The sequence below is a fragment of the Thalassospira lucentensis genome, from assembly GCF_050516545.1.
Classification (GTDB): Bacteria; Pseudomonadota; Alphaproteobacteria; order Rhodospirillales; family Thalassospiraceae; genus Thalassospira; species Thalassospira lucentensis_C.
On sequence record NZ_CP191544.1, the window covers coordinates 1,670,997 to 1,687,495 of the forward strand.

The 16,499-nt window shown below is 52.2% G+C and carries 14 protein-coding genes; 5 read left to right on the top strand and 9 right to left on the bottom strand.

Annotated elements, in window-relative coordinates; all coding sequences use genetic code 11:
• Positions 1 to 7 precede the first annotated feature (7 nt).
• The 7 genes from pdhA to tpiA all read right to left on the bottom strand — a co-directional run bounded on the left by pdhA (position 8) and on the right by tpiA (position 7,611).
• Positions 8 to 1,018: a pyruvate dehydrogenase (acetyl-transferring) E1 component subunit alpha gene (pdhA, locus tag ACQ0MK_RS07800; RefSeq protein WP_350044513.1), complete on the bottom strand. Its 1,011-nt coding sequence runs from the start codon at positions 1,016 to 1,018 to the stop codon at positions 8 to 10.
• A gap of 644 nt (positions 1,019 to 1,662) precedes the next feature.
• Positions 1,663 to 2,016 (bottom strand): FtsB family cell division protein, encoded by a 354-nt coding sequence (locus ACQ0MK_RS07805; RefSeq protein WP_430475534.1) that lies wholly within the window; start codon positions 2,014 to 2,016, stop codon positions 1,663 to 1,665.
• Positions 2,017 to 2,373: 357 nt separating this feature from the next.
• On the bottom strand, positions 2,374 to 3,645 hold the full coding sequence (gene eno, locus ACQ0MK_RS07810; protein ID WP_430475535.1) for a phosphopyruvate hydratase: 1,272 nt from the start codon (positions 3,643 to 3,645) through the stop codon (positions 2,374 to 2,376).
• 103 nt (positions 3,646 to 3,748) lie between these two features.
• A complete protein-coding gene (gene kdsA / locus ACQ0MK_RS07815; RefSeq protein ID WP_430475536.1) occupies positions 3,749 to 4,606 on the bottom strand; it encodes a 3-deoxy-8-phosphooctulonate synthase in 858 nt (285 codons plus the stop codon).
• A gap of 55 nt (positions 4,607 to 4,661) precedes the next feature.
• A complete protein-coding gene (locus ACQ0MK_RS07820; RefSeq protein ID WP_350044509.1) occupies positions 4,662 to 6,290 on the bottom strand; it encodes a CTP synthase in 1,629 nt (542 codons plus the stop codon).
• A 125-nt stretch (positions 6,291 to 6,415) separates the two neighbouring features.
• Entirely contained in the window at positions 6,416 to 6,757 is a 342-nt protein-coding gene (gene secG, locus ACQ0MK_RS07825; protein WP_350044508.1) for a preprotein translocase subunit SecG, read from the bottom strand.
• Positions 6,758 to 6,855: 98 nt separating this feature from the next.
• On the bottom strand, positions 6,856 to 7,611 hold the full coding sequence (gene tpiA, locus ACQ0MK_RS07830) for a triose-phosphate isomerase (protein ID WP_430475537.1): 756 nt from the start codon (positions 7,609 to 7,611) through the stop codon (positions 6,856 to 6,858).
• Positions 7,612 to 7,944: 333 nt separating this feature from the next.
• Here tpiA and ACQ0MK_RS07835 point away from each other — a divergent pair, with 333 nt between their 5' ends.
• Both ACQ0MK_RS07835 and trpE read left to right on the top strand, forming a co-directional pair.
• Complete coding sequence (locus ACQ0MK_RS07835; RefSeq protein WP_430475538.1) at positions 7,945 to 9,837, top strand: SurA N-terminal domain-containing protein; 1,893 nt, start codon at positions 7,945 to 7,947, stop codon at positions 9,835 to 9,837.
• A gap of 87 nt (positions 9,838 to 9,924) precedes the next feature.
• Positions 9,925 to 11,421, top strand: coding sequence for an anthranilate synthase component I (gene trpE / locus ACQ0MK_RS07840; RefSeq protein ID WP_430475539.1), 1,497 nt, complete (start codon positions 9,925 to 9,927; stop codon positions 11,419 to 11,421).
• A 19-nt stretch (positions 11,422 to 11,440) separates the two neighbouring features.
• Here trpE and ACQ0MK_RS07845 read toward each other — a convergent pair whose 3' ends face one another.
• Both ACQ0MK_RS07845 and ACQ0MK_RS07850 read right to left on the bottom strand, forming a co-directional pair.
• Positions 11,441 to 12,223, bottom strand: coding sequence for an SDR family NAD(P)-dependent oxidoreductase (locus ACQ0MK_RS07845; protein ID WP_430475540.1), 783 nt, complete (start codon positions 12,221 to 12,223; stop codon positions 11,441 to 11,443).
• 87 nt (positions 12,224 to 12,310) lie between these two features.
• Positions 12,311 to 13,531, bottom strand: coding sequence for a divergent polysaccharide deacetylase family protein (locus tag ACQ0MK_RS07850; RefSeq protein ID WP_430475541.1), 1,221 nt, complete (start codon positions 13,529 to 13,531; stop codon positions 12,311 to 12,313).
• A 526-nt stretch (positions 13,532 to 14,057) separates the two neighbouring features.
• On the opposite strand from ACQ0MK_RS07850, the gene ACQ0MK_RS07855 reads away from it, so the two are divergent.
• From ACQ0MK_RS07855 to trpC, 3 genes are read left to right on the top strand one after another with little or no spacing between them, the layout of a single operon-like run.
• Complete coding sequence (locus ACQ0MK_RS07855; protein WP_430475542.1) at positions 14,058 to 14,630, top strand: anthranilate synthase component II; 573 nt, start codon at positions 14,058 to 14,060, stop codon at positions 14,628 to 14,630.
• A gap of 33 nt (positions 14,631 to 14,663) precedes the next feature.
• On the top strand, positions 14,664 to 15,698 hold the full coding sequence (gene trpD / locus ACQ0MK_RS07860; protein WP_430475543.1) for an anthranilate phosphoribosyltransferase: 1,035 nt from the start codon (positions 14,664 to 14,666) through the stop codon (positions 15,696 to 15,698).
• On the top strand, positions 15,695 to 16,492 hold the full coding sequence (trpC, locus tag ACQ0MK_RS07865) for an indole-3-glycerol phosphate synthase TrpC (RefSeq protein WP_430475544.1): 798 nt from the start codon (positions 15,695 to 15,697) through the stop codon (positions 16,490 to 16,492). The genes trpD and trpC overlap by 4 nt, the downstream gene beginning before the upstream one ends.
• Positions 16,493 to 16,499: the final 7 nt, after the last annotated feature.

The window sequence follows — 16,499 nt, forward strand, 5'->3', positions numbered from 1 at the left end:
ATCGCGATCACGCGTCGATCAGAATGTCGGTGAACAGTTCAGAAACATCCGGTTCCGGGCTGTTCTGCGCGAACTCGGCCGCTTTTGCGACTTCGGATTTTACTTCCTTGTCGATATCTTTAAGGCCGGCTTCATCGATGATGTTGCCATCAATCAGAAGCTTTTTGACCATATCGATCGGGTCGTGTTCCTTACGCATCTTGTCGAGTTCATCTTTGGTCCGGTATTTCGCAGGGTCGGACATCGAATGACCACGATAGCGATACGTTTTCAGCTCAAGGATGTAAGGCCCCTTGCCTGCACGGCAATGCTCGACGGCACGTTCACCTGCTTCTTTGACAGCCAAAACATCCATGCCATCAACCTGTTCACCGGGAATGCCATAAGCCACACCGCGTTGATAAAGATCAGGACTGGACGAATGTCGTTGGGTCGAGGTGCCCATGGCGTACTGGTTGTTCTCGATGCAATAGATCACCGGAAGCTGCCAGAGAGCGGCCATATTGAAGGCTTCATATACCTGCCCCTGGTTGACAGCGCCGTCACCAAGATATGTCAGGCAAACGCGATTTTCACCGCGATATTTGTAATTAAAGGCAATCCCGGTTCCCAACGGAACCTGACCACCAACGATGCCGTGTCCACCATAGAAATTCTTTTCCTTGGAGAACATATGCATCGAGCCGCCTTTACCGCGGGAATAACCGCCTTCGCGCCCCGTCAGTTCGGCCATAACGCCACCGGCATCCATGCCACATGCAAGCATATGGCCGTGATCACGGTAACTGGTGATGACACCATCATCGCCGGTAATAGCAGCTTGCATACCAACAACGACAGCTTCCTGCCCGATGTAAAGGTGACAGAAGCCACCGATAAGACCCATGCCGTACAACTGACCGGCTTTTTCTTCAAAGCGGCGAATCAGCAGCATTTCACGGTAATATTTGAGGAGATCGTCACTGCTCGCCTGATTGTCGGCGCGCGTAGTGGCGCGTTTGCGTTTTGTGGTCGCCATGTTTCCTCCCGGTGGATGGCTATCGCATAAGCATCATGTATAGAGTGCTTAATTCGGTACTGGACCACCGAAATGACTACCTAAAACGACCGCATAGGGCAAGCAATCAAAGTCCGAGTAAACTGTTGTTTTGCAACGCACAATCACAAATAAACCATATAATGGTTAAAATGCAAAATTCCGCAGATATGCATAGATGCAGAGTTTTCAGCCACTTGAGAGAATGCTTTGAATTTCGTTCATTCCCATATGTCACAAATGCTATGCTTTCATGACGATAATACCGCATAGCCGTTGTCAGCCGATTTCAACCCAAAGAACGCATTCGTTATCAACGCCCTCAACTAATGAAGGCTCACAACGCGATTTAAACCAGAAGTCAGTTCAAACAATGACTTACCCCACAGCGTTCATTGCTGAACAAACTTCACAACTATAAATTTTATCACAAGACACCCTGCCCTAACCCTTTTCAGGGGAATTTACCGCAAACCTTGTGGCTCTTGGCAACCCGGATTCTCTCGGTGCAAACATCGCCCTGTCCGAAACATCGAAACACGGCAAGCATCTTGGCTGGGTTTAAATGGCTATGTGGGATGTTTTGTCGAGATCAAACAATGATCGCCGCACTGTGCAAACAGATGCTATTGGCTCGCCGCAACGATGGTTGCCATATCCTGATATCCATCGTGATGAAAAAGGATCACGTCATCTGGATGGGCCGCATTTAGCATTGCCCGCGCGCGTTCATCTAATAGATCGGGGTCAAGATGGCTGGCGCGCAAAGACAGAACATGTTGTTCAAGGTCCTTACGGCTTTCTGTGGTGTCCTCAAGAACCTTGGCGATGTCGGTCACCCGGTCCTGCATCGACCAATAGGTCAGCAAGCCGCGCTCACCTTCCACGCTGTGGAAGATGAAATAAGCCATCACTGTAAATGCGATTACCGGCGCAACAGCCTGTTTCAGGCGGCGAAAGACCGGCGAGTTTGACGACATTTACCCTGTCCCATGCGCGTTCAAGCAGATTTGCAGACGCAATTAATCATTCCGGGTTGTTAACATGAAAACAACATACGTGATTTCCTTTGCTTTTCAGGTAGATACCACCAAGCAAAGCCACAACCCCGGCAAAACTACCAGCCAAGTAGCGCACAGATCGGTAAAAATAGAGTTAAACCACCGGCACAAAGCGCATGATTTACGCTCAAAGGGCTAACCCTGATCGCGTCTTTTATAAGCAATTTCTTTAGATGACTTCGTGGTTGCAGAATCAAAACGGGCCCTGCCGGAATTAACCAGCAGGGCCCGAAAGACGACACGACACACTGCGGAACAGATCTGCGCGAAATCAGATTATTTCAGGATCGCACGACCCGGATAATACGCACCGGCGTCAAGCATCTCTTCGATGCGGATCAGCTGGTTGTATTTCGCCAGACGATCAGAACGCGACAATGAACCGGTTTTGATCTGACCGCAGTTGGTTGCAACCGCAAGGTCGGCAATGGTCGAATCTTCGGTTTCACCAGAACGGTGTGACATCACGGCAGTGTAACCCGCGCGATGCGCCATTTCGACCGCTTCAAGGGTCTCCGACAGCGTGCCGATCTGGTTAACTTTGACCAAGATCGAGTTCGCAACACCCTTCTTGATACCGTCAGCAAGGCGCTTCGGGTTGGTGACAAACAGATCGTCACCGACCAGCTGGGTCGTGGAACCGATGGCCGCAGTCAATTCTGCCCAACCGTCCCAATCGTCTTCAGCCATACCATCTTCGATCGAGAAGATCGGATATTTGCCAACAAGATCGGCCCAGTATTTCACCATGCCACCAGCATCAAGGGTCTTACCCTCACCTGCCAGAACATATTTACCGTCTTTGTAGAATTCGGTTGATGCGGCATCAAGGGCCAGAACAACGTCTTCTTCCGGGCGGTAGCCAGCAGCCTCGATGGACTTCATGACATAGCTGATTGCAGCTTCGGTCGATGCAATGTTCGGGGCAAAGCCACCTTCATCACCAACCGAGGTGCTCAGACCATCTGCCGACAACGCCTTTTTGAGGTTGTGGAAGATTTCAGCACCCATACGGATGGCGTCCGATCCGGTTTCTGCCGAAACAGGCACAACCATGAATTCCTGAACATCGATGGCGTTATCAGCATGCTCGCCGCCATTGATGATGTTCATCATCGGAACCGGAAGCGTACGGGCAAAAGAGCCACCAACATAACGGTACAGCGGAAGACCAGCGTCTTCAGCAGCAGCCTTGGCAACCGCAAGAGAAACACCAAGGATCGCATTTGCACCAAGGCGGGCTTTGTTCGATGTGCCATCAAGATCGATCATGATGTTATCGACAGCAACCTGGTCTTCGGCATCCATGCCTGCCAGGGCTTCGAAAATCTCACCATTGACCGAGGCAACAGCCTTGGTCACACCTTTGCCAAGATAACGGTCTTCCTTGTCGCGGAGTTCAACAGCTTCGTGCGCACCGGTAGATGCGCCTGACGGAACGGCAGCACGACCAAAGGCGCCATTCTCCAAGGTTACATCAACTTCGACCGTCGGGTTACCACGGCTGTCAAGGATTTCGCGGCCGCGAATATCGATAATAGCGGTCATGACAGAAACGTTCTCCTCACTGGTAGGGATCATGCCTTTTTTCAGGCATGCGGGTTACAGCAAAAAAGAATGCCGCCAATCACTGACTGGCGGCATTTGATTATTATTCGTCGAACATATCCAGACGGACCGGATTGGCTTTCGCCACTTTATCCAGCTCCATCAGGACCGAAAGAACTTCGGGTAACTTGTTCAACGGAATTTGGTTCGGGCCATCGCTGATGGCCGTTGCCGGGTTATCGTGGGTTTCGATAAACAGTGCTGCGATACCAACCGATACGGCTGCACGGGCCAGAACAGGCGCGAATTCGCGCTGACCACCTGATGAGGTGCCCTGTCCGCCCGGCTGTTGAACCGAATGGGTTGCATCAAAGACAACTGGATAGCCCTGACGGGCCATGGTGGGAAGTCCGCGGAAGTCCGTGACAAGCGTGTTGTAGCCAAAGCTGGTTCCACGGTCACAGAGCATAATATTGTCATTACCGGTTGCTGCCAGATTGTCAGCAACATTGGCCATGTCCCAAGGAGCCAGGAACTGACCCTTTTTCACATTGACCACACGGCCGGTTTTGCCAGCCGCCTGCAACAAATCCGCCTGACGGCACAGGAATGCCGGGATCTGCAGGATATCGGCAACTTCGGCAACAGCAGCACACTGATCAGGCAAATGCACGTCGGTCACAATCGGAAGACCGGTCTTGGCTTTGACTTCAGCAAGAATATCAAGACCTTCGACCAGACCAACACCGCGCTTGGATGTCGTGCTGGTGCGGTTGGCTTTGTCAAACGAGCTTTTATATACCAGACCAATGCCGAGCCCTTCGGAAAGTTCTTTCAGGGCAGCAGCCATTTCAAGTGCATGCTGACGGCTTTCGATCGCACAAGGTCCGGCCAAAACGGCAAAAGGCTTGTCATTGGCGATTTCGATATTGCCGACTTTGACGGTTTTAATTTTGGTCATTTTAATGACTTTCACTCAGGCATTCGGGCACACAAGCAGCTTAGCAGCCGGTCAATTACACCAGACGGCTGCGTTCTTTGGCAGCCTTGATGTAAGACACGAACAGCGGATGCGGATCAAGCGGGCGCGAACGCAATTCCGGGTGGAACTGAACGCCGATGAACCACGGATGGTTCGGATACTCGACGATTTCCGGCAAACGACCATCCGGAGACAGACCTGAGAATTTAAGCCCTTTTTCTTCAAGCTGCGCCATGAAGTTTACGTTAACTTCGTAACGATGGCGGTGACGCTCAAGAACCGTCTCACTGCCATAGATGTCACGCGCACGCGTTCCGTCAACCAGCTTGCACTCATAATTGCCCAGGCGCATGGTGCCACCAAGATCGTCTTCACCCGAACGACGTTCAACCGAACCGCCATCCTTGGCCCATTCCGTCATCAGACCAACAAGGGGGGTCTTGGTCGGACCAAATTCGGACGAAGATGCATCTTTAAGACCCGCAAGGTTACGTGCGGCTTCAAGAACAGCCATCTGCATACCAAAGCAAATACCGAAATACGGAACCTTGTTTTCACGGGCATAGCGCGCAGCGGCAATCTTGCCTTCTGCACCACGTTCGCCAAATCCGCCCGGAACCATGATCGCATCAAGCTTGGACAGGATTTCATTGACGTTGCCTTCTTTTTCAAGCGCGTCAGATGCAATCCATTCCAGTTTGACACGAACCTTATTGGCGATCCCACCATGGGTCAGTGCTTCGGTCAGGGATTTATAAGCATCGGGCAGCTGGATGTATTTGCCAACGATACCGATGGTAACTTCACCTTCCGGGTTGCGGATGGTAGAGCAAATTTCTTCCCACGGACCCAAATCCGGGTCCTGTGCCTGCAGGCCAAAGTGATGAAGGACTTCGTTGTCCAGACCATACTGATGATAGCTGATCGGCACCTGATAGATGTTATCGACATCATAGGCCGGAATAACAGCCGCTTCGCGGACGTTACAGAAACGCGCAATCTTGCGGCGTTCATTGATCGGAATTTCACGATCGCAACGGCAAAGAAGAATGTCAGGCTGAATACCAACACTTTGCAGTTCTTTGACAGAATGCTGTGTTGGTTTGGTTTTAAGTTCACCGGCCGATGAAATATAGGGCACCAATGTCAGATGCATAAACAGCGTCCGGCCATCGCCAAGGTCATTGCCCATCTGGCGGATGGCTTCAAGGAACGGCAGGCTTTCGATATCGCCAACCGTGCCGCCGATTTCGACAAGAACAAAGTCCTCGGTCGCATCGGACTGAACAAATTCTTTAATCGCATCGGTGATGTGCGGAATAACCTGAACGGTCCCGCCCAGGTAATCCCCGCGGCGTTCACGCGCAATCACGTTGGAATAAATGCGACCCGTCGTCACGTTGTCAGAACGGCGTGAAGACACACCGGTGAAACGTTCATAGTGACCAAGATCAAGGTCGGTTTCCGCACCGTCTTCGGTGACATAGCATTCGCCATGCTGATACGGGCTCATGGTGCCTGGATCGACGTTGATATACGGATCAAGCTTGCGCAGACGAACGGTAAAGCCGCGTGCCTGTAACGAAGCACCCAAAGCAGCAGACGCCAGGCCTTTGCCCAACGAAGAAACAACGCCACCGGTGATAAAGATATAACGAGTCATTTCTTTGCCTCATTTCAAAGCACAAAGCCTCGGTTCAATGCCATTTAGTGCATCACGAACCGGGAAATACAACAATCAAAAATTGAGGCGGCTCGTTTGCCGCCTCTGGTCATCGGTTATTTTGTTTAGCGGGTCGGAGCCGCGGGCCCAGTGTCCTCAGCGGGTTCTGTAACCGCCGGGGCTGAAGCCGGAGCCTGATCCAAGATGGAAGTTGGCTTGGTGTGACTGTTCGACTGCAGTGCAAGAATGATGCTGGTGATCATAAATGCACCGGCCAGAATCGCAGTAGTACGGGTCAGCAGGTTTGCAGCGCCGCGTGAACTCATCACGCCGAAACCACCGCCGCCGCCTCCGCCGCCACTATTGCCGCCGATACCAAGCCCACCGCCCTCGCTGCGCTGTACGAGAATGACGGCGATCAAGCCAAGCGCGAGAAGAAGGTGGATTACCAGAATGACTGTTTGCATGGTGTCGAAACTCTTGTCCTAATCTTCCGATCCGAACGCAATTCGCCCCGGATCGGGCATAAATTTGATGCGTATTTAACGCGTTTTATGGCTGTTGGCTAGGCGCAAGTTTCAATAATTTTCCAAAAATCATCAACCTTGAGGCTGGCCCCGCCGACAAGCGCACCATCAACATCGGCAACAGCAAGCAATTCTGCCGCGTTCGACGGCTTGACCGAACCACCATAAAGAATCCGGAATTCGTCACCGTCTTCAAAACGTTCAACAAGTTCAGCGCGGATCGCCGCATGAACTTCGGCAACCTCCGCGACACTTGCTGTACGGCCCGTGCCAATTGCCCAGACCGGTTCATAGGCAATCACGGTGTTCTTTGCCGTTGCCCCATCCGGAACCGAAACTGCCACCTGCCCGTTCACCACCGAAAGTGTCGCGCCAAGATCACGTTCCTGTTCGGTTTCGCCAACACAGACAACCGCAATCAAACCGGCATCATGGGCGGCAATCGCCTTCCGACGGATAACGGTCGAGCTTTCATCATGATCCGCGCGGCGTTCGGAATGACCAACCAAAACGTAACCGGCCCCGATATCCGCCAACATTGCCGCAGCAACATCACCGGTATGCGCGCCAGACGTCTCAGCGTGGCAATCTTGCCCCCCAACCCCGACAGCACTGTTTTGAGCAGCATTAACGACATCGGAAAGCAACGTTGCCGGTGGACAAACCAGCACATCACAGCCCAGCGACCCTTTTTCCGCTGCCTTTGCAACAAGGGCGGATACCAATTCAAGACCGTCTGCACGCAAACAGTTCATTTTCCAGTTTCCGGCAATCAGGGGACGGCGTTGGGTCATTGAAGGATACCTCGTGCTGGTCAGGTTCAGATATTTCTTCCTTTATAACAATATCATAACCACAGATGAATGCCGGTTACGAATTGTTACAAGATCAGGTTCGACGCGGGTTTTAGCACGCCAGAACCCTTGGGCCAAGTACCGGAAATCACGCGCACATGCATTTCCTGTAACCTTGTAATGATCTTCGATGCAATCGGCTGTTGCCGCTGTTACCACTCGCCATTAAGATGCGTCGCAATTTCGTCGGGCTTTATTGGCTTTGGACGAACATAATTAAAAGCTGTCGATACATTATATCGACACCAAACCACGAATTGTTAGGCTTATCATATGCTTGCTGGCATTCGCACATTTTCGAAATCAATCTTTGCCAAAATCATCTTTGGCGTGATTGCACTGAGCTTCGTGATCTGGGGCCTGAACGCGTCGATGCTGAACCTTGGCACGTCACGCGAAGTTGCCGAAATCGGCAGCCAAAAACTTACCCCGGTCGAACTGGACCGCGCTTTTCAGCGCAGCGTGCAGAATATGCGAAATGTATTCGGTCCCAACTTCAACCAGCAGCAGGCCGTGCAGATGGGCCTTCTGAACAATACGGTGCAGTCGCTCGTATCTCAGAAAGTTCTGCGTGAAGATGCCAAGAATATGGGTATCGGCATCAGCGACGACAAAGTACGCGACACGATCTTTGCGTCTGACAATTTCAAGGACTCGACCACCGGCCAGTTCAGCCGTGATCGCTTCCTTCAGTCGCTTTATCAGGCGGGCTACACCGAACAGGAATTCATCGAAGGCGTCCGTGGTGACATGATGAGCCAGCAGATTGTTGGCAGCCTGACCGGTACGGCAAGCGTTCCTGATTTGATGGCAAAGCAGATTGTTGCCTATCGCAATGAACAGCGCAGTGGTTCGTTCTTTACCCTGAATGATGCAGAATTTGAAAACATTGCCCTGGCTGATGACGCGACCCTTCGCAAATATCACGAAGATAACGCACCGCAGTTCACCGCACCGGAAAGCCGCGACGTAACGCTGGCGACTTTAAGTGCGGCTGATCTGATCAACACGGTCACTGTCACCGAAGAAGAAATTGCTGAATCCTATAAACAGCGTGAAGCAGAATTCCAGACCCCGGAAAAACGCAGTGTTGAGCAAATCCTGTTTGCACCGGGGGCTGAGCAGTCCGCACACGAAGCTTACAAAAAACTTCAAGAAGGTGCTGACTTCATGGCCGTTTCCAAGGAAGCAGGCATGGATGAATCGATGGTCAAACTTGGTGAATTCACCGCAAATGACATTCTCCCCGATCTGAGCGAGGCGACCTTTGCCCTGCCAGAAGGCGGCGTATCCGAGCCGGTTGAAACCGCACTTGGTTGGCATATCCTGCGCGTTCCTTCGATCACCGAAGGATCGACGCAAACCCTTGAAGAAGTCCGCGATGTTATTGTCGACGGCCTGAAACAGTTCAAAGCAGAAGACGCCATCTACGATCTTGCGGCAAACTTTGACGAAGAACTTGGTGCAGGCACCCCGATCGAAGAGGCAGCCCGCGATGTTGGTGCAAAGACCTATAAGCTCAGCGGCATTGTTCGCGGCGAAGGTCTGGCAGGCGAAACCGTTGATGGTGCGGATGAAATCAACGCCAAGATTTTCGAGCTGGAAAACGGCGAGGAAAGCTTCCTTGAAGAAACCGCAACAGGGACCCGTTTTGTGGTTCGCGTTGAAAACGTGACCCCGTCGGCCCTGCGCCCGTTCGAAGATGTGCGTGAAGATGTCATTGCATTATGGACAGCTGACGAGCGTCAGAAACAGATGCTTGCCAAGGCCGAACAACTTGCAGGCAACATCAACACCACGGGTGCAGATATCAACACCCTTGCCGATCAGGACAATGCCACCGTTCAAACAACTGGCATGACCAAGCGTACGGGTCAGGGGCTTGGCGATGATGTGAACCCGTCGGTTGCTGCTGCCCTTTTCACCCTTGAAAACGGCAAAGCCAAAGCAGTCCAGACCGGTGACAGCGTTATTGTCGTCAAGCTTGACGATATCAAAGCTGCCAACATCGAAACCGCAGATGCAACCCCGGTAACGGACGAGCTGAAATCGGCCATCGATGAAGACATCCTTGCGCAGTATCTTGATTACCTGAACGAGGAAATCTCGGTCACTGTAAACAACTCCGTGATTACAGAGCTTTATGCCCCCGTCGCGGCAAACTGATACCAAATCAAAGGGCGACCGGATCAACCGGTCGCCCTTTTTCTTTTTATAGATACCTGCTTACAAGACCAACAATCGGACACCCTTATGGAAATCAAACCGGATTTCACCATTTTCAAGCAAAATTACGATAACGGCATTTCACAGGTTTTGTGGACGTCCCTGACCGCTGATCTTGATACACCGGTCTCGGCCTTTCTTAAAATCGCCGAAGGCATGCCCAACACCTATTTGCTTGAATCTGTTGAAGGTGGTGCTGTCCGCGGGCGTTATTCGTTCCTTGGTTTGAAACCTGATCTGATCTGGCGGTGTTTTGGCAACAAGGCCGAACTTAACCGTCGCGCCTTGGCCGATGCAGATGCCTTTGCACCCGAACAAGACGTGCCGCTTGAAAGCCTGAAAAAGCTGATTGCTGAAAGCTACATTGCCCTTCCCGACAATCTGCCACCAATGAGTGCTGGTCTTGTCGGTTATATGGGCTATGACACAGTGCGTCTGATGGAAAAGCTACCTGATAGCAACACCGACGAACTTGGCGTGCCCGATGGCATCTTTATCCGCCCGACTGTCACCGCCAGTTTTGACACCATTGAAGACACCGTCACCGTCGTCGCCCCCGTACGCCCGGAAGAAGGCATGAGTGCCGATGCGGCCTATGATCTGGCCTGTGCGCGTTTGAATGACGTTGTTCAACAGTTCCAGCGCAATCTGTTTATCGACCGCCGGTCAAAATCTGTTCCCGACACCCTGCCCGACCCAAAAGTCAGCGTGGATGAGGCCGGATATTACGAGATGGTCGAAAAGGCCAAGGATTACATCCGTGCGGGTGACATTTTTCAGGTCGTCCTGTCACAACGCTATACCCTGCCATATCAGTTGCCACCTTTTGCCTTCTATCGTGCGCTGCGCCGGATCAATCCATCCCCTTTCATGTTCTATCTTGATATCGGTGGTTTTCAGGTGGTCGGTGCCAGCCCGGAAATTCTGGTCCGCCTGCGTGATGGTGAAGTCACCATTCGCCCGATTGCCGGTACGCGCCGTCGTGGCCATACCCCCGAAGACGACAAGGTCATGGCCCAGGACCTTCTGGATGATCCAAAGGAACGCTCAGAACATCTGATGTTGCTTGATCTTGGGCGCAATGACGTCGGGCGCGTTTCCAAACCCGGTACAGTCCGCGTCACGGATCGTGAAAAAATCGAATATTATTCCCACGTCATGCATATCGTTTCGAACGTGGTCGGTCAGATTGACGAAAAATATGACGCGATGGACGCACTAAAGGCCGGCTTCCCGGCCGGAACCGTTTCGGGTGCCCCGAAAGTCCGTGCGATGGAAATCATTGATGAACTCGAATCGGTTCGTCGCGGCATTTATGCCGGATGTATCGGCTACATCTCGGCCGACGGATCAATGGATACCTGCATTGCGCTCCGTACCGCCGTGATCAAGGATGAGAAAATCCATATTCAGGCCGGTGCAGGTATTGTCGTCGACAGCAAACCGGAACTTGAACACAAAGAATGCCGCAACAAGGCAGGTGCGCTAATGGCCGCTGCCCGCGAAGCGCATCGTTTTGCCTAGCGCCAACATTATCCAACGATCAAAGGTCCGTCAGGATATTGTCCATGACACGCATGATATCTTGGGCATACCCTGGTGTGAGCAATGACGCATGTGGCGCAATGAATTGGCCGACATCATTATCGAAATACTTTCCGGAGACTGCTGAAAACGCAGCGTCAAGCGCTGCTGAGCAAAGTATATCAGCACCGATACTCAGGTCATTCCCCGCGAGACCAAAGCCTTCCTTCACCATTTTAGACGCCAAAAGAGAACCGGGATTTACCGCAACGACGACCGGACCTTCAGGCAAATTTCGGGCGAGCTCCTGTGTCCAGATAATCAAAGCCAGTTTGCTTTGCGCATAGGCATTAAAATCATTCGTATCACGCAACCCTCGCAGAACATCGGGCTCAACTTCAGCTTGGGCAGCCGAAGACAGGTTTACCACCCGGCCATCACCCGGAATGATCGGAAGTAACCGACGCGTGAGTATAAGCGGTGCAAAGGTATTCACCAAAAAACGAACATCCTTTCCACCAATTTTCGTCACGCTGGTTTTATACACACCGGCATTATTGATCAGAATATCAAGTTTCTCATGTGCAGACAGCACAGCGCTCGCTAATTTCTCGACTTCGCCCATATCTGATAAATCTGCCAAATATGTCTCTACCTGACCTTCAATTTTTGTTTTGGTTGCTTCAAGCTTGTCCGCGTTACGGCCATGCAGCAAAATATTATGTCCGGCCGAGGCGAGATTTTGGGCCGTCGCCAGACCAATGCCATCCGTCGAACCGGTAATAAGAATTGTCTTTCTCATGGCTTCCTCACAATGAAATGTTTCAAAGCAAAAACTGACTGCTTTGAATTATTGTGTTCACACTATTTAGCCTGAAATGCGACAGCCTCAACCGGTCATCTTGGCATTTCGGCGTAAGACATCTGTAATCGGCACCAAAACAAAGCCCTTTGCCAGAATTTCAGGTATCCATTTATGTAACGCCGCAAGGGTCAAATCACGCGGATGGCCAATCGCGATGGCAAAGCCTTGTTTGGCTGCCACCCGTTCCGTTCGGCTCAGCATATCAGCGATCTTTTCTGCATCATCGGCATCATCGATAAAGATATCACGCGTGATAGCAGGAACGCCAAGCTGGTTGGCCGTCGAATACCCGACCGAGGCAGAACTGGTGCGTGAATCAAGGAACATCAGGCCCCGTGACTTCATAACTTCCATCACAATCCGCATGCGTTCAGGGTCGGATGTGAATTTGCTGCCCATATGATTGTTCACCCCGACATAGCCATCAAACCGATCCAGCATCCAGGTCATCTCGTTCAGGATCGTTTGCCGATCATAAGATGACAACAAGGCATGCGGCCCGGGATCAACAGATGCTGATGACGGTTCCATCGGCATATGCAGCATGACTTCGTGGCCAGCTGCGCGTGCGGCATTGACTTGTGGCTGCAAATCGCGGGCATAGGGCAGATAGGCAATGGTAATCGGACCGGGAAGTTTTAACGTGCGGGCCGTGCGCGGCTGATCAAGACCGGCATCATCAATCACGATCGCAATAACCGGCTTATTGCCTGTATCGGGTGTCAGGGCGGCAAACTTGCGCCATGGCACGTTCTGATCCACAGGCGATATGTTGCCCGGTGAAACATTCACGCCCGCGTCCCTGTCACTACCGCTGTCTCCTGGCAAGATATCACTGCCCGTCACCGGTGGCTTGGACTGCGGCGTTGTAATCTTGTCGGTCGACCCTTGCGCCACATCCCCTTGATTGTTGCTATTTCCGCCGACGAGGTAACCCGTACGCCCGCGCGCAGGTGCATTTTCAGCAAGCTGATAATACTTGCGCAACATCGGGGTTGGTTCAGGTTCGGCCAAGAAATAATCAGGTGCGATTTGATCCGCCGACCGGCCAAATTCATCTGAGGCCCGATCAAGTTCAAGCATGCTGCCAACCGCAATGATGGCAGAAAGCGTGCCCGCGACAAAAGCGCCGCCCAGCATAAGGCGACCAATACCGCCCGATTTCTTCTTCGGGGCAGTCTTTTTACGGTTGGATTTCTTGGGTGCCGCTTTTTTGCGTTTAGCGGTCGTTGCCCGGCGTGCCACGCTGTGGTCTCCAGTCTCGTTTGGCTGGGGTGCTCGTGGTGCTGCGCTTTTTAAATGCAGCCCCTTCCCATATGGTGATTATATACCGATCTGGTCGGCGTTGTTTTGATGTTTTTAAATCGTTTCTGGTTAGCGCCCGGTTAAGAGATCGTTATCACTGCTTCCATAACAACTTCCTGCCGATACGGCCCTGCTTCCGCTTGACGTAGCGGCAGGTGCGTTTATTCTCTGCCGACCTTAGGGTCAGAACTTATTCACATGACCGACCCGGCAACCGATATGGGAGAAAAACACTAGGAAAAGACCGCAGAGCGGGGCGATCCCCGGTCAAGGTATTTGACGCCGAGGATTTCTCTCATATCGGTTGTCCTTCGGATCGCCCGGATTTGCACGGGCTATTTAGTCGTAAAACCTTGAAAGATGCATATCTTCCTGCGATTTTTCTCCACATATCCTTACAAATCCGGGTGACCGGGGCGATTATGTGAATAAGTTTTGACCCTAATATGTATAGGCCTTTCCTCCGATGTATCTCCTCATCGATAATTACGACAGCTTCACATTCAATTTGTGGCATTACTTGCGTGAACTCGGCCCCGAGGTTGAAGTTCGTCGTAATGATGAGATCACAGTCGAACAGGCATTGGCACTGAACCCGCAAGGTATTGTCATTTCGCCCGGCCCCTGTGACCCGGAACGTGCAGGTATTTGCCTTGATCTGATCAAGGCTGCGGCAGGCAAGGTCAAGCTTCTCGGGGTTTGTCTGGGTCATCAATCCATTGGCCAGGCATTTGGCGGCAAGGTCATTCGTGCCCCGCACTGCATGCATGGTAAAACCGATGCGATGAAGCATTCCGGCAGCAGCGTTTTTACCGGCCTGCCCAGCCCGTTTGAAGCAACACGCTATCATTCATTGGTGATTGAACGCAAAACATTGCCCGACAGCCTTGAAATCACGGCCGAAAGCGAAGATGGTCTGATTATGGGTGTGCGCCACAAAACCCATCAAATTCATGGCGTTCAGTTCCATCCCGAAAGCATCGCGTCGGAACATGGCCACGCACTGTTAAAGAATTTTATCGACTATACCGGCGCGTAAACCCGCGCCGGACTGCAAACCGAGGAACCCCGCATGTCGACTGAAAACGATCTCAAGGCAATTTTGGCCAAAGTCGCAGATGGTGAAAAACTGACCGAAAACATGGCTGAACAGGCCTTTAATGTTCTGATGTCTGGTCAAGCGACGCCATCCCAGATGGGGGCATTCCTGATGGGGTTGCGTCTTCGCGGGGAAACAGTTGACGAGATTACCGGTGCCGCACGTGTCATGCGCGAAAAGGCAACCGGCATTATTGCCCCTGAAAACGCGGTTGATACCTGTGGTACGGGCGGTGATGGCAGCGGAACGTTCAACATCTCCACCGGGGCGGCCATCGTTGCCGCGGCAGCCGGGGCCACCGTTGCCAAACATGGTAACCGGGCGGCTTCGTCAAAATCGGGGTCTGCGGATGTTTTGATGGCGCTTGGCGTTAATCTGGATGCGGATATGAAGCTTCTGGAAAAGGCCCTTCGCGATATCAATCTGTGCTTTATGATGGCCACCCGCCACCATTCCGCCATGCGCCACGTTATGCCGACCCGTGTTGAAATGGGCACACGCACGATCTTTAACCTGCTTGGGCCACTTGCCAATCCGGCAAAAACCAGACGGCAGGTTTTGGGTGTTTTTGCCAAAGAATGGGTTGAACCGATTGCCAATGTTCTGAACCGTCTTGGATCCGTTCATGCGTGGGTTGTTCATGGCCATAGCGGACTTGACGAAATATCGACCACCGGACCAACATTTGTGGCCGAGGTCAAAGACGGTGCCGTCACAACGTTCGAGATCACGCCAAGTGATTTTGGGTTTGAAACCGCAACGCTCGATGACCTTCAGGGGGGCGATGCGGATATGAATGCCAAGGCCATTCTTGATCTGCTTGCGGCAAAGAAAAGTGCTTATCGTGATATCGTTCTGATGAATGCCGGTGCCGCCCTTGTCGTGACCGGCATCGCCAATGATCTTGCCGATGGCATCGCCAAAGCAGCAGAAGCAATCGATACAGGCAAGGCCGCAGAAACGCTGCAGGGTCTTGTGACGATTACCAACGAAGGAAACGCAGCGTGAGCGACGTACTCCAGAAAATCTGTGATGACAAACGTGACCATGTCGCAGCCTGCAAGGCGCGCACGTCACTTGCCACTCTGGAAGAAAAAGCCAAGGCACAATCCGCGCCGCGCGGTTTTATCAACGCCCTTGAAACCAGTGTTGCCGATGGGCGTTATGGGTTGATTGCCGAAATCAAAAAGGCATCCCCGTCCAAGGGCCTTATTCGCCCGGATTTCAATCCGCCTGAACTGGCAAAGGCCTATCAGGCCGGTGGGGCAAGCTGCCTTTCGGTTCTAACCGATATTCCGTATTTTCAGGGCGATGACAGCTATCTTGTCGCAGCCCGTGCTGCGGTCACTCTTCCCGCACTGCGCAAGGATTTCATGATTGATCCTTATCAGGTGACCGAAGCACGCGCATTGGGGGCCGATTGCATTTTGCTGATTATGGCCGCCCTTAAAGACGCACAGGCAGCCGAACTTGAAGCTGCAGCCCACGCACTTGGCATGGATGTCCTGATCGAAGTTCATAATGCGCCGGAACTTGAACGCGCATTGAAATTGAAATCACGTCTGATCGGGGTGAATAACCGTAACCTCAAGACAATGGAAATTTCCCTGACCACCACCGAAGAACTGGCCGGCATGGTTGATAAGGACCGTTTGCTTGTTGCCGAAAGTGGCCTGTTCACACCCGATGACTTGACCCGCATGGCAAAAGTTGGTGCGCAGTGCTTCCTGATTGGCGAAAGCCTGATGCGTCAGGACGACGTTACCGCCGCGACCCGTAATCTTCTTGGCCTTGCGGCCTAATTGGTAT

Coding starts and splice junctions, on each gene's coding strand:
- pdhA (WP_350044513.1), bottom strand. CDS start 1,018: ATGGCGACCACAAAACGCAAACGCGCCACTACGCGCGCCGACAATCAG.
- ACQ0MK_RS07805 (WP_430475534.1), bottom strand. CDS start 2,016: ATGTCGTCAAACTCGCCGGTCTTTCGCCGCCTGAAACAGGCTGTTGCG.
- eno (WP_430475535.1), bottom strand. CDS start 3,645: ATGACCGCTATTATCGATATTCGCGGCCGCGAAATCCTTGACAGCCGT.
- kdsA (WP_430475536.1), bottom strand. CDS start 4,606: ATGACCAAAATTAAAACCGTCAAAGTCGGCAATATCGAAATCGCCAAT.
- ACQ0MK_RS07820 (WP_350044509.1), bottom strand. CDS start 6,290: ATGACTCGTTATATCTTTATCACCGGTGGCGTTGTTTCTTCGTTGGGC.
- secG (WP_350044508.1), bottom strand. CDS start 6,757: ATGCAAACAGTCATTCTGGTAATCCACCTTCTTCTCGCGCTTGGCTTG.
- tpiA (WP_430475537.1), bottom strand. CDS start 7,611: ATGACCCAACGCCGTCCCCTGATTGCCGGAAACTGGAAAATGAACTGT.
- ACQ0MK_RS07835 (WP_430475538.1), top strand. CDS start 7,945: ATGCTTGCTGGCATTCGCACATTTTCGAAATCAATCTTTGCCAAAATC.
- trpE (WP_430475539.1), top strand. CDS start 9,925: ATGGAAATCAAACCGGATTTCACCATTTTCAAGCAAAATTACGATAAC.
- ACQ0MK_RS07845 (WP_430475540.1), bottom strand. CDS start 12,223: ATGAGAAAGACAATTCTTATTACCGGTTCGACGGATGGCATTGGTCTG.
- ACQ0MK_RS07855 (WP_430475542.1), top strand. CDS start 14,058: ATGTATCTCCTCATCGATAATTACGACAGCTTCACATTCAATTTGTGG.
- trpD (WP_430475543.1), top strand. CDS start 14,664: ATGTCGACTGAAAACGATCTCAAGGCAATTTTGGCCAAAGTCGCAGAT.